Origin of the sequence: Rossellomorea sp. GAMAL-10_SWC (assembly GCF_049568075.1) — a bacterium.
GTDB lineage: Bacteria > Bacillota > Bacilli > Bacillales > Bacillaceae_G > Gottfriedia.
Genome location: NZ_CP144911.1, coordinates 3,017,768 through 3,032,550 on the forward strand (window position 1 = coordinate 3,017,768; position 14,783 = coordinate 3,032,550).

Consider the following 14,783-nt stretch of genomic DNA (forward strand, 5'->3'; position numbering starts at 1 on the left):
TACCTATACCCTCATTTCAAACTTTAGTATGAGAACCGATAAATAAGCCCAAAAACGTATACCGTCTAAAAAAACAATAAAGCTAAGCGATATACTAAAAAAATTAAGATCATTTTAGTCGTTGCATGTGATTTATCCTTTATGCCATATAACCAGTTTCATTTCAGTCATCTCTTCAATTGCATATTTCAATCCTTCACGTCCTGTTCCACTTTCTTTTACGCCGCCATATGGCATTTGATCAACACGGAACGTTGGGACATCATTAATAACCACTCCACCAACATGCAATTCGTCCGCTGCTTTCAGTGCATTGGAAACATTATTTGTGTATATTCCAGCTTGCAGCCCATATCGGGAATCATTCACAGCATCGATTGCTTCGTTTACTGATGATACTTTACAAATTGAAACAATCGGAGCAAAAACTTCATTACACGATACCTTCATGTTACTCGTTACATCTAAAATAACTGTCGGTTCGAGGATATTACCTTGTGCTTTGCCACCAGATGCAATAGTCGCACCCTGTGCTTTTGCTTCTTCGATCCAGCTTAAAGCACGATCTAAATCTTTCGGTGAAATAAGAGATGAAACATATGTTTCAGGATTTAGAGGGTCACCTAGTTTAAGTTTGCTAGCCGCTTCTGCAAACTGCGAAACAAACTCATCATAGATTTTTTCGTGTACATATATACGCTGTAAAGAGATGCATACTTGTCCTTGGTTAGAAAATGCACCCATTAAGCAACGATCAATAGTCTTCTTTACATCAATGCCCTCATCAATGATTAATGCTGCATTTGAACCTAGTTCAAGAGTTGTTTTCTTAAGCCCTGCCTTCGCCCGAAGTGCAATTCCAACTGAAGAGCTTCCTGTAAAAGTCACCATACTAACTTGATCACTTTCTACAATAGCGTCACCTACCACTCCACCTGGTCCCGTGACAATATTTAACGCACCGTCAGGGAGACCTGCCTTTTTGAATAAGTCAGCTACATAAAATGCAGAAAGTGGCGTTTGTGAAGCTGGCTTTAATACTACGGTATTCCCTGAAGCTATAGCAGGTCCCACTTTATGTGCAACTAAATTCATGGGAAAATTAAATGGAGTAATAGCTCCAATAACACCAATTGGATTTCGGACGGTGTAGCCTATTTTTCCGACACCACTAACTGCCGCATCAAAGGGGATTGTTTCTCCATGAATTCGTTTAGCTTCTTCTGATGCAAATTTATAAGTTTCAATCGTTCTTATTACTTCTGCTTTAGCGAAGATAAGCGGTTTAGCCGATTCAAGAGCAATTACTTTCGCCGCTTCTTCTAAATTTTCTTCAAGAAGTTGCGAAACTTTCTCTAAAATGGCTGCTCGTTGATGAGCAGCCATTTTAGCCATTACTTCTTTAGCATCATAAGCTGCTTGTATTGCTTTTTGAGTTTGCTCTTTATTCGCTATTGAAATGTCTGCAATCTTTTCACTTGAATAGGGAGAAAGTAATTCTGAATAATGTTCTGTTTCCATATGTAGTCCGTTAACCCAAAGATTCTGTTTCATGTTTCCCTCCTAATTTATGAATACGTATTAATAATAAACTTCCAAATAAATAAGTGTCAAACAATTTTTACTATTTAGCATTTTGTAAATATTTACCTTCCGACTAAAAAACCTAAAAAAATTTCCTAATTATCAAAGTATCATTGCAAATTATGGTGATTTCTGTAAGAATACATCCGATCGAATCCTTTTTCATCAATATATTTGGCGATTTAATCTAAATGATAATTCTGTATTCATTCTCTTTTTATGAATACGTAGTCAAAAAAACACGTTAATTCTCATAAAAATTCTAATCAAATTCTTTTTTATTTGCTATAATGAGGAAAAGTCTCTTAAATCTTCCACAGTTTATTTTGTTTTTGGGAGTAAGAGGAATTCGTACATCAGCCGTATTAATTGCTTTTTTAAAATTAATTCACTATTATTTCAATTTTATATTCTATGAGCTTGGAGTGATTTATTTGGTTTCATCCCACGATGTTGCGAGGTTAGCTGGAGTCTCTCAATCTACTGTTTCTCGCGTATTAAATGGTTCTAAAAATATCAAACAATCTACAGTAGCGAAAGTAGAGAGAGCAATTAAAGAATTAAATTACCACCCTAATATGATTGCTAGAAATCTCGTAAAAAAAAAAACCAACATGATTGCGTTAATCACAGGGCATAGTCACGATCCATTTTATGAAGAATCTACTCGCGGAATTGTAACTATTGCAGCAAGAAACGGATATAACGTGCTCGTTTATTTCCATAAAATAGATAACGATAAAATGCTTTACAACCAAGTTTTAAGTGCCCCTGTTGATGGAATCATAATGTCCTCTATTTTATTGAATGATTCTATTTTTCCCATCTTAGAAAGTTTGGAAGGCAAACCGTATGTGACGTTCAATCGAAAGCATTCGCGTGGAACAAACTATTTTGAGATTGATAACATAAAAGCCGGTGAACTAATTACAGATCATATGATCGAAATAGGGCATAAGAATATAGCCTATATAGGTGGACCGCTACAAGCCTCTACTTTTTATGGTCGCTTAGAAGGATATAAAATGGAGACTAGTAGACATAAAGTAGCGGTTCGCGAAGAGTGGATAAAAACAACCGATACAAGTGTAGAATCCATCGTACAAGCCTGTAAAGAGTTATTTTCAGGTATAGAATATCCAACAGCCATTGTCGCTGCCACAGATGCAATCGCTTTAACATGTATGGATTTCCTACTTAGTAAAGGATTTAAAATACCGGAAGATATCAGCATTGGTGCAATTGACAATATCGAGTTTTCTGCCCATGCATCGATTCAATTAACAACAGTGGGAACTCATTTAAGTCAATCTCTCGGAAATCTCGCTATGGAACATCTAATTAATTTAATTGAAAATAAAGAAAAACAAATTAATCCTGTATCAACTACAATTAAACCTCATTTAATTGTTAGACGTTCAACTGGAAAACCTAGAATAAAATAGATTTTAGAAGTGAAACTATTTTAACAAAAAATAGAGACGTGAATAACTCACGTCTCCGATTTTCCATCCAATTAAAGACAGTCTATCATTTGTTCAATTATCAAATGCGTTAGTTGCAAAGGGTGTTTAATCTAATTGGAACGAGCGATTAGAAGTAATACCGCACTTAAATAGGCTCGGTCATATTTTCCTCGAGCCATTTTTATCCTTTTACCTTCTCAAACTGATTCCAGTTAATTGATTTCTCTAATAAAATTGAAAGAATTACGCCCATAATCAGTCCATTTGTTAAAAATGGTTGAACAATCATTGGTAGATTTCCAAATGTACCAGGAGCAATATTCATTAAGCTTACCCCTACTAATACTGGGGCTGCCAGTCTAAAAATTGTATCTGATGTAAATACTTTTCCATTAGTACTACTAAATGCTGTTCCAAACAATTGAAGATATGCAACAAATAATACCGCATTTCCAACTGTTACAGGCATAGTTGCTAAAAATGAAATTAATGGTGGTAGTACGCCAATTATTGCTAGCAGAGCTCCCCCATAGATAAATGGTTTTCTTTCATATATTTGTGTACTTTGCAAAAATCCAAGTGAAGATGTAAATGGTGTATATGGGACAATTCCAAATAATGCAGCAATAATTGTGAAGCTACCTGTGAAAAATAGTGAAAAACGGTATTGATTTGTACTCGCTTCTTCCTTTAATAAATCAGACGCAGCTTTAATTGATGCAAATGTATTACTTAAATTCATAATTCCAGCAAAAAATGAAATCGCAATTATACCTATTTCTAAATTTGGTGCTCCTAAAGGGAATAAAGAAAAATGCGCACTTGTTGCCCCTACTTCTTTTGCATCTGATCCAAATAAAATTGAGTAGAATAACCACCCTACGATAATGCCAATTAATATTGAAAAATTGCTGATAATACGAGAACCTTTTAATTTTAAAATACTAACAAATAATACGATACATAAAGAAAGTATACTAACCGATATACTGATTTCACCTTTACTCGTAATTCCAAGCATTCCTTTAAAGAATACAAATATGAGCTGAAATGAAAGTAAAAATAAATAAACTGTCATAACCATTGGGGTAAATATTTTTTGAAGAAATGAAATCAAATTGAATGCTGATAAAAGTAATGTAACAATACCTGCAGCAATAAATCCTGTTGCCATTCCTCCTCCAATTTCTGAATAACTTAACCCAAAAGCAGAGGCTGATAATCCTAAGTTCAGCATAACTCCCCATAATAAACCAGAATGCCCCTCCATGACCGGATATTTATGACCAATCCATCCTTGTAAAACGGATGCAATACCAGTAAAGATCAATGAACTTCTGATCGTACTTTCAATAACATCTGAAGGCAAATGAAATGCAGCTCCTATTGATATGGGGACTACAATCGTATTCGCAAAAATAAAAAATAGCCATTGAACCGATGAAAAAAGAGTAGTAGAAACTCTCACGTTTTTCATAGTTTCCTCCTCCTCTTGCTTAAAAATTCTTCGTGTCTTTTATATAGACTGGGTCATTAATCGTCTTTCTCCATTTTAATGAAGTTGAAAGAAAAACACCAATAATAATGAGTGCTCCACCAAAAAGTTGAGATGAAGTAATATTATTTTTTAAAACAATCAATCCAACTAGCATTGCAACAAAAGGTTCTAAGTTTAGAAACATAGCCGCTTTTGATGCTCCGACAATTTTAATTTGATGATTCCAAATTAAAGTACAAATCCCATGCATAACAATTGCTGTTACAATTAAAAGGATCCAAGGCATCACTTCCTTACTCAACGCCGCAGTGGTTTCTGAAAAAAGCGCAATCGGTAATAAACCTCCAAAACCGATAAAATTCGAGTAAAGCGTAATCGTCGTGGATTCATAGTTTTCCGTTAGCTTTTTTATCATAATGATTGAAATTGAAAACGTGAGCATCGTTAGAAAAATCCAAATCAAGCCAATTGTAATTTGAACCATTTGTCCGTTTGTAATGACAAAAAAGACACCTATAAAAGCTATAATTGAACCTAATACAAAACCTTTTGTTAGTCTTTCCTTTAAAAATATTGAAGCTAAAAAAGATGTAGTAAGAGGAGCAAGCGCTAGTATTAATGCAGAAGTTGTTGGATGGTTTGATTTTAAAGCGGAATAAAATGACCATTGATTAATACAAGTACCAATTAATCCTAATAAAATAATCATAAACCAATCTTTTTTCTTAATCTTTTTCCACTTTTTCTTCATTAATGCATAGAAAGCCATAAATAGTAATATAAAGCACAATCTTAACGCTGACAATAATATTGGTGAAAACTCTTTAACTAGTATTGAGCCAAAAATAAAATTACTTCCCCAACAGATTACACAAAAAAGTAATAACAGGTAAGAACGAACCATTTTACAGCCTGCTTTCTCGAATTATTTTAAAGAAAACTCGTCGACTGACGACCCTTTATACGACGTCGAACAATCTTCCTAGTTCCCAATTTAACCATTCTTAATGTAAAAAAATGAAAAAGGAAATCTAGATCATTCTAGAGTTCCTTTTTCTTCTAATATTTTAGGCTTTTTACAAAGCCTTGTTCATATTTTTCCGGACAGGATAGGTAGTATAAAGTCTATGTTTGGATGTTTATTTTCCTTGGGGAGGCTTTTTTTGGCATCCTTTTTTCATCTTAGCTAAGTGGGTTTAACTAAAAGGCCACTTAACTTTTTCCTATCCTATTCTTTCTAATTGCTCTATTTATTTACGAATCAATCTTTCTTCACTTAAGGAACCACTAACGATCTTCCCATTATAAATTACTGCTTTTCGATTTGCGCGTCTAGCAACAGCCTCTGCCGAACAGCTTGCTTCAACTAAAACTAGATTTGCAGAATCACCTATTTTTGGCCATACTTGATTTCCTTTAATATCTAATGGAGTTTTTCCACCTGTAATATATTTTAATGTTTGCGCTAGTGATACTTCATCAATCCATCTAAAGCGTTCAGCTAGTCTTCCCGCTCTTTCAAGAATATCCCCTGTTCCGAGTGGAGACCAAACATCAAAAATATTATCATTACCCACAGCTACCTCGACTCCACGTTCATTTAGTAAATCTACAGGAGGCATTTGTCTATTAATCGGTACACTTGTGACAATCGATATTCCAGCGTCTCTAAAGCTGTTTGCCAGGTCAAATGCTTCTTCCCTTGGGATATCTCCTATCCCAAATGCATGACTGATTGCTACTCTTCCTTCCCAGCCTGCTTGTTTAGTAAATTCTACTATGCGCTTCATCGTAAATGAGCCTAGATGACCAGGATCGTGTAAATGTATATCAATATCTGCATCAGCTTCAACTGCTAAATTATAAAGTTGATATAGCGATTCTTCAATATTTTGGTCTACAATAGCAGGATCAACTGAGCCAACAATTCCTGCTCCATTTCTTAATGCTTCTCTCACATAATTAAACGCATTTGATCTTAATAATCCATGCTGAGCAAATGCAACAACTTCAGAGCTAAGTCGGTTCGAATAGTTAGTTAATGCTTGTTCGACTTGCTCTAAATTTCTTATTCCAACCTCTGGGTAAATATCAACATGCGTTCTCACATGTGTAGATCCTGAAGCTAAAAGGATTTCAAGTAAAGCTTCTGCACGTTCCTTCGTACTTGAAGCAATCGTCGGTAAGGCCATTTTTTCATATTCAAATCGTTCGATCACACTAGAAGTTGGAGTACACGCTCTCCATACATCACCCATTAACGTTTTATCAAGATGTACATGCTTTTCAATAAATGAAGGTAAAACTAGTAAACCGTCTGCATCTTGAACAGTAAATTCACTAGTAATATCCGTTTCTTCTTTTGTTATTCGAGTGATCTTTCCATTTTCAATAAAAAGATGAAATAATTCAGTAGCAGTACCGACCACTTTGCCGTCTTCTTTTTCAAACCCAATTTCTAATCGAGCATTTTTTAACCAATAGCTAGATTTCATGAATTTCACCCCTTCTTTAATCAATTATTACTTTATTTCAAAACTGATTCGTAATTCAGTCCACCGTAAACAATATTTCCATTAGCAATTACAGCAGCACGTTTTGCACGTCTTGCTACTGCCTCTGCAGAACATGATGCATCTACTAAAACCATACTTGCGTCATCTCCAACCTTTGGCCATAACAGATTACCCTCTTCATCAAGAGTCTTTATACCACCAGTTATAAATTGCAATGTTTGAGATAGCCCGTATTCATCTTTCCAATTGTATCTCTCAGCTAATCTTCCAGCTTTTTCTAACATATCCCCTGTTCCATGTGGAGACCAGGAATCATAGAATCCATCACAACCTAAAGCAACCTGAACACCTTTTGAATGGAGTAAATCAACAGGAGGCATTACTCTGTTAATCGGAACAGTCGACATAATCGATACGCCTAAGCTTGCTAGTTTGCTAGCCATTTCAACTGATTCATTTTGCGGTACGTCACCTAGCGCAAATGCATGACTGACTGCTACCCGATTATTCCAACCAGCTTGTTCAATAAATGAAACTAGTTTTTGTATTGTATAAAAACCAAGATGGCCTGGGTCATGAATATGAATATCTATATCAGCATCAAACTGTACTGCTAGATCAACCATTTCAAATAATGAAAGTTCAATATTTTGATCAATACCACCAGGATCTAATCCTCCGACAATCGTTGCTCCCTCTCTCATCGCTGTTTTCATAAATGATTTACTATTTGTGCGTAGTAATCCATGCTGAGGAAAAGCAACAATTTCGTGGGTCATTTTATCTTTATACGTATAAAGTGCTTTTTGAATTTCTTCTAAATTTTTCAAGCCAATATACGGATCAATATTAACATGTGATCGAACATGGGTTGCTCCACCTTTTAATAATAGATGAAGCATTTGTTCAGCACGATGTTGACCTGTTTCAGCTAGTTCAACAAGTTCGGCTGCTTCTAAATTTAATCTCTCTACTAAATTTGCAGCAGGAATACAAGCCTTCCATGGAAGTCCAAGATAAGTCTTATCTAAATGATTATGCATTTCTTTAAAAGCAGGTAAAGCCAGTAAATTTTTTGCGTCCTGAACTGGTAGATCTGTTTGTAATGGGACATTAGCCAATTGTAATTGTTCAATTTTCCCATCATTTATTAGTAAATTGTAAAGAGTGGTCTCAGTACGATCAATTTTTCCATCTTCAAATACAAATCCGCTATCAAGTTTTACATTCTTAAGCCAATATGATTGATTCATCTCATTCACTCTCTTTAATAAAACTTAAACTGTTGTTGATTCAAGATTGGAAATTGAACCACTTACAACATTACCTTTAAAAATAACTGCAGCTCGCTTTGCTCGTCTCGCAACTGCTTCAGCTGAGCAAGTTGCTTCTACAAGTACGATATTTGCTTCATCTCCTACATTTGGCCATGCTCTTTCACCTTCATTATTTAAAGGAGTTACTCCGCCTGTAATAAATCCAAGACTATTAGCGAGTGTTTTTTCTTCTATATATCTAAATCTTTCAGCAAGTCGTCCAACTTTTTCAAGATTATCTCCAATTCCAAACGGCGTCCAATGATCAGTAATGCTGTCATTACCTAGTTCAACTTTTACACCTTTTTCACTTAATAAAGGAATTGGAATTGTTCTAAAAATTGGAACCGTTGAAGTAATTGATATTCCTAAATCAGCAAATCTCACAGCAATCGCAGAAGCATCTGGAACAGAAAGATCCGCTAATCCACTTGCATGACTTACTGTAACTCTTCCTTGCCATCCTGCTTTTTCAGTTAATGTTGCTAATCTTTGCATTGTAAATAATCCAAGATGATCTGGGTCATGTAAATGAACATCGATATCAGAATTAGATTCAACCGCTATCTCCATAATCGTCTCAAGAGAACGTTCGATGTTTTCATCAATTGAAGCTGGATCAACTCCACCTACTAGATTTGCACCATATTTCATCGCTTCTCTTACTAGTTCAACAGAGTGACTTCTTAATAATCCGTGTTGTGGAAAAGCTACAATTTCATGAGTTAATTTATCTTTATATCCTTCTAAAGCTTGCAGCGTTGCTTCTAAGTTTTTTAATCCAATAACTGGATCAATATTACAATGTGTACGAATGTGAGTCGTACCATAACTTAATAATAGATCTAGCATCTTTTCTGCTCTTTCTTTCGCAGTTGGTAATAATTTTGGTAATAAAATTTGCTCTTCTTCAATACGTGTTTTTACACCATTTGTTGCTGGCATACACGCTTTCCATGGTCCACCATAATAAGTTTTATCAATATGAATATGCATTTCTTTAAATGAAGGAACCATTAGAAGGCCTTGCACATCATATTGAGACAATTGATCCGTAATTAAATCACTAGCTAATTGAATCGAAGCAATTTTTCCATTTTCAATTTTAACATTGTACTTTCCAGTTGCAGTTCCGTTAATCACTTCATTGTCATTATAAGTAAAACCATTTTCCAGACTCACATTTGTTAACCAATACGATTTTGACAATATACTCACCCTTCCATCCCACATTAAATTTTGATTCTTTTTTAATTATAAGTCTGTTTGAAATATTTTGATTTTAGTATGTTTACATATTTTTAAGGTATTTTTACTAATTACTATTTCATTACTAGTGTTGTTGCTACATAAGTAGGTGTAGTTAATTTCCACTAGAGGATGTACGCATTTCTTGGATCATGAACTGAACCTCCTCGAGCCTGTTAGGTCTTTTACTTACCCATGAATCCTCTATGAGGAAGCTATTTTCATTTTTTTGCTATTTTACTTCCTCATGAACCCTTTATGAGGAAGCTATTTTCTTCTTTTTGCAGTTTTGCTTCCTCATGAACCTGTTCCGAGTAAGTTTTAGTTATACTTCTACAAGAAAGAAAGTTCACCCCTATATCAGGATGAACCTTCAGTTACAGAAAAATCAGATTATTTAATTGTTACATCGTTAATCTCTAAATAGCCTGAAGGGCTGATTGAGAAGCCTTTTACATTTTTTGAGATTGCAGCGACATTTTCGATTACTCTTACAGGAATATAAGGTGAATCATCCATTTCAATTTCTTGTGCTTTAGCGTAGATTTCTTTACGTTTCGCTTCGTCTTTTTCTTTTCTTCCAGCATTAATTAAGTCATCAACTTTTGGATTGCTATAGAAGAATGTGTTTCCGGCAGCGCCGCGTGAGTCTGAGTGGAATAGATTATACTGATTGTAATCAGCATCTCCTGTTGCGTTTCTCCAGCTTATGATAAACATTTCTGATTGACCTTTATTTGCTTTTTCAACGAACGATCCGTATTCCATCACTTGTACTTTTAAATTAATGCCAATTCCTTTTAATTGTGATTGAATAACTTCCGCTAAATTTACTCGTTCTTTACTATCCATCGTTAGGATCGTTGCATCAAATCCATTTGGATATCCAGCTTCTGTTAATAGTTTCTTCGCTTCTTTTAAATTGTAATTGTATGCTTTTAATTGCTCATCGTATCCGAATACTTTTGAGCCCATTGCTGAATTCGCTTTTTTACCAACATTGTTATATACACCTTTTATAATCGAATCCATTTCAATAGCATGAGCGATAGCTTTACGTACACGTACGTCATTAAACGGTTTTTTTGTTACATTGAATCCGATATACTCTGTTCCGTAACCTTCACTTCGGTATACTTCCATAGCCGAGGACGATTCAACTTGATTCATAACTGCTATTGGGAGTGGTTCTGCAATTTGAGCTTCCCCTGTTTCAATCATTGAAATTCTTGTTGAGTCTTCTGGAACAACCTTGAAATCAACCTTGTCAATCTTTGGTTTTTTCCCCCAGTAATCTTCATTTTTAACTAGTATAATATCCTGCCCTGGAGACCATGATTTAAATTTAAATGGACCTGTTCCGTTTGGTTCTTGAATAATTTTCTTACCATATTTATCGATTGTTTTAGGACTTATAATTCCACCTTCATGGTTTGCTAAAATTGAAAGAAGTGGTGAGAATGGCTCGCTTAAAATAAATTGGACTGTATATTCGTCGACTACTTTAACTTCTTTTACCATTTTGAATACTACAGCTCTTGGTGAAGCAACTTTAGGATCTAATAAACGATCAAATGTTTTCTTTACAGCCTCTGCATTAAATGGTGTACCATCGTGAAACTTTACATCATGTCGTAGTTTAAATTCCCAAGTTTTATCATTGATTTGATTCCATGACTCTGCTAGCATTGGTTGAATTTCGTTATTACTATCTCGCTGGACTAGACCTTCGTAAATTTTATGATGGGTAACGCTTGCTGCATTAATTGTAGACATAAATTGTTGATCTAAATTTTCGGCATCTGATAACCGAGCAATTACTAGCGTGCTTCCTCCTTTTGAATCATTTGCTTGTCCATTTGCTTTCGTACCTACGTCTTGATTAGATGAACATCCTGTAATTGTGGCAGCAGAAAATAATACTAGAAAAAATTTACCTATTACCGATTTTAGTTTCAATGGCATTGCCTCCCTGTTTAAAGTTTGTCTTACAAATATTTATCTAATTATATAAAATATTCTGATAATTATTTTTGAATATCTTTACCTGTTTTTTCAGTTTCTTTACTTATTTTTTAATTATTTGACTTTATTTCTAGTTCTTTAATTGATTCAAGCCTTTTAAAAGATGGTGAAAATAGCTCATTTTCAGGAAGTTGTTCGTAATCTCTTTCCATATATCCTCTTCTCATCTTATTAAAATACACTTGGCCCTTTTGTTTTAAAACCTCCATATCAAGATTAGGAATTACTTGATCTTGCATCACAATTCTTCCATTTATAATTGATAGTTTCACATCTCTACCTGAGCCACTTACAAACATTGTTCTAATTGGGTCATCAATAACGCCCATATGGAAACCATCTAAATTAATTGCAATGATATCCGCTTTTGCTCCGACAGCAATTCGACCTATATCTTCGCGATTAAGAAATGCAGCAGCTCCTAGAGTGATCGAATTGAAGAAATCAGCGTATGTAGATCCTTCAACTTCTTTTTCTACAAGTCTTGAAAGCATGCTACCAGTACGTACATTTTGAAAAATATCTGGAGGGAAAGTATCAGTACCTAATGCAATATTAATTCCCTCCTTTCTATATTTTGCATACGATTCAAGCCCTTCTCCGTGTCTTCCTATAATAAGTGGACAATGGATAACAGTAGTATTTGTTTCTTTCAGAAGTGAAATATCATTATCAATATTGTAATTCGCTCCACTATAGCCCGATACAAAATGAGCGTGTGGTATTCCAGTATTTGGACCTAAGAATCCAAGATTATATAAATATTTAATTGGTGTAACTCCGTGTTCTTTTAAAATTGTATTAAATTCAAAACTTCCTTGAGCAGCATGGAGCTTGATTGGAACGTTTAATTTGTCACTATAATATTTTGTTTTTATCAACATTTCTTCAGTCTGTGATTCGATTCTTTCTGGAGCTAACATCCCCCTGACCAATCCATCAAATGCACCATCGAAGGTTTCAACAAACTTTACTGCTCTTTCTAATCCTTCCTCGCCTGCGTTTTCATCCCAATGAATTTTGATGTTTCCATCTGGTTCGACTACTCTAATTCCAGCCTGATAGCTTGGTCCAAGGTAAATTCTTAACCCTAATTTTCCTGCATGATTTGCGGCAGCTTCTAACTCTTCAAAAGTTTCAGCCCAATTTTTGTAAAAAACGGATGTGATCGGCATAGCAGTAGTAATTCCATTTAAAATAAGCTGCGAATATGCATATAGAGATTTAAATGCTTCTTCCTCCTCACTCATTAGCTCATGATGCCCATTTTTAACAAACTCCTCAGACCAAAGGAGATTTTTTTGTCTATTTGATTTCGCTTCTAAATGCAAAATATCATGGTCAATGTCTCCTAATGCATTTAAATCAATAAAACCAGGACTAAGGATCGCATTTCCAACGTCAATTACTTGATCTACTTCTTCCGTATAGTTTTTTCCAACAAATAAAATTGTATCTTTTTCATATACAATCTCTGCATTTTCCAAAATGACATGTTCACTTCCGTCAAAACCAATTACATATCTTCCCTTTAGCTTCGTTTTCATTTTTTCTCCCTTCGAATTTGAAATTTTTTTTATTTTTCAACATATCTCATCTCGTCAACATAGGCACGAGCATGTCCCCAGAAATACTTTGTAGGTTGCATATATTTTTCTAATCCAGCGCGTTTTATCGTTGCAAAAGCTTCTTCATTTGCTTCATTTAAAACTGTGCTTTCATGAATGGTATTTACATTTCTGCCTTCCATAATAAGTTTTCCATCAACAATCACATGGTCTACATCATTTGCTACAGCTTGAAATACTAATCGATGAACATGCATATACTCTGGAGTCAAATGTGGTTGATGAAGATTAACTGTGATGACATCTGCTTTTTTCCCAATTTCAAGTGAACCGATTTCATCATCCCAACCTATACATTTTGCTGCATCAATTGTTACCATTTCTAAAAGCTTACCTGGTGGTAGATAGTAGTAGTCTCTAAGAGCTGCTTGATGTACAAACTGTGTCTTCCTCATCGCTTGGAATAAATCAAAGCTCGTAGATGGTGAGGTACCATCTGTAGAAATCGCAACGGTTGCGCCCATTTCAATTAATTCTGTAATTGGTGTACGTGCATTAACTTGTCCAAAACCTGGAGAAGCACTTATGTTTGTACCAGTTTCAGCTAATATTTTAGCTTCATCAAATGAAATACCTCGACAATGCTGAAGATGGACATCAGGACCTAATAGCGCATTTTCTTGATCTTGAATGGCTAAATGAATCATTCCACCAAATGCATCTGAATGAATTCTTGTATTATATTTCCTAGCAATCTCTCTTATTTTTTTAGCTTGATAAAGATCATGTTTTGTTAACCCATATAGTCGATCTGGAGAAGTCGGATAGGAAGGATCAACAGACGTTACAATAACAAATGGCGTAATAAAGGCTCTTGTTCGATCATCATTTGAGTGATTTAATGCCTCAATAACTGCTTCTGCTCCTTTTAGCACTTCTTCATAAGTAACTTCTTTCTCAATTCTTTTCCCATCAACCCATCTACTAAATGAATGTGGCCAAGGTGGGTTACACGGACCAGTACAAACTACTTCACGCACACCTACTTCGTTGTAAGCTTTTGCATGGTTTATTGCAAATATTGGATCATCTGATCTAGGCACTGAGCCTAAAACACTAACTCCTGTTGTTATACCTGCTTTCAGTCGTTCAAGTGCTGACAGCTTTCCTTCGTAATACCAAAAATCATCCGTCACATAATGCTTATACGTATTCGTCATTATCGGCATCCAAAAATCGATATTCTCCATCGCGATTGTTTTAAACATTGAATGTCCACCATGACCATGAACATCTATTAATCCAGGTAAAATACACTGATGACTACAATCAATAACTTTTTTCGCCTCATACTTAGTTTTCAAGTTTTCGGTGAAATCAATATCTACTATTCTCCCATTGTGAATAGCAACGGAGCCATTTTCGATAATTCTTCTTTCTGTGTCCATTGTGATAACAGTTCCATTTACTAATAACAAATCAATCATTTTTTCTCCTCCTATTCTTTAGTCTGATTTTCATCAATTTGTGATATTCTCAAAAAAACAGCATAATACGATTAT

10 protein-coding genes are annotated in these 14,783 nt (G+C 34.9%); 1 reads left to right on the top strand and 9 read right to left on the bottom strand.

Annotation, left to right across the window (positions count from 1 at the left end):
* Positions 1–132 precede the first annotated feature (132 nt).
* On the bottom strand, positions 133–1,554 hold the full coding sequence (locus V5E38_RS15035) for an aldehyde dehydrogenase family protein (RefSeq protein ID WP_499210622.1): 1,422 nt from the start codon (positions 1,552–1,554) through the stop codon (positions 133–135).
* Between the two features lie 464 nt (positions 1,555–2,018).
* Here V5E38_RS15035 and V5E38_RS15040 point away from each other — a divergent pair, with 464 nt between their 5' ends.
* A complete protein-coding gene (locus V5E38_RS15040) occupies positions 2,019–3,029 on the top strand; it encodes a LacI family DNA-binding transcriptional regulator (RefSeq protein WP_335479168.1) in 1,011 nt (336 codons plus the stop codon).
* A 202-nt stretch (positions 3,030–3,231) separates the two neighbouring features.
* Here the strand turns inward: V5E38_RS15040 and V5E38_RS15045 are convergent, their stop codons facing one another.
* From V5E38_RS15045 to V5E38_RS15080, 8 genes are all read right to left on the bottom strand, one after another.
* Positions 3,232–4,527 carry a permease family protein gene (locus V5E38_RS15045; protein WP_499210623.1) on the bottom strand — a complete coding sequence of 432 codons (1,296 nt, stop codon included), beginning with the start codon at positions 4,525–4,527 and terminating at the stop codon, positions 3,232–3,234.
* A gap of 19 nt (positions 4,528–4,546) precedes the next feature.
* A complete protein-coding gene (locus V5E38_RS15050) occupies positions 4,547–5,452 on the bottom strand; it encodes a DMT family transporter (protein ID WP_499210624.1) in 906 nt (301 codons plus the stop codon).
* 346 nt (positions 5,453–5,798) lie between these two features.
* Entirely contained in the window at positions 5,799–7,043 is a 1,245-nt protein-coding gene (locus tag V5E38_RS15055; RefSeq protein WP_499210625.1) for an amidohydrolase family protein, read from the bottom strand.
* A gap of 32 nt (positions 7,044–7,075) precedes the next feature.
* Entirely contained in the window at positions 7,076–8,317 is a 1,242-nt protein-coding gene (locus V5E38_RS15060; RefSeq protein WP_499210626.1) for an amidohydrolase family protein, read from the bottom strand.
* 24 nt (positions 8,318–8,341) lie between these two features.
* Entirely contained in the window at positions 8,342–9,613 is a 1,272-nt protein-coding gene (locus V5E38_RS15065; RefSeq protein ID WP_499210627.1) for an amidohydrolase family protein, read from the bottom strand.
* Between the two features lie 408 nt (positions 9,614–10,021).
* Entirely contained in the window at positions 10,022–11,593 is a 1,572-nt protein-coding gene (locus V5E38_RS15070; RefSeq protein WP_499210628.1) for a glutathione ABC transporter substrate-binding protein, read from the bottom strand.
* Positions 11,594–11,703: 110 nt separating this feature from the next.
* Positions 11,704–13,200, bottom strand: coding sequence for an amidohydrolase family protein (locus V5E38_RS15075; RefSeq protein WP_499210629.1), 1,497 nt, complete (start codon positions 13,198–13,200; stop codon positions 11,704–11,706).
* 29 nt (positions 13,201–13,229) lie between these two features.
* Positions 13,230–14,708 (bottom strand): amidohydrolase family protein, encoded by a 1,479-nt coding sequence (locus V5E38_RS15080; RefSeq protein ID WP_499210630.1) that lies wholly within the window; start codon positions 14,706–14,708, stop codon positions 13,230–13,232.
* Positions 14,709–14,783 lie beyond the last annotated feature (75 nt).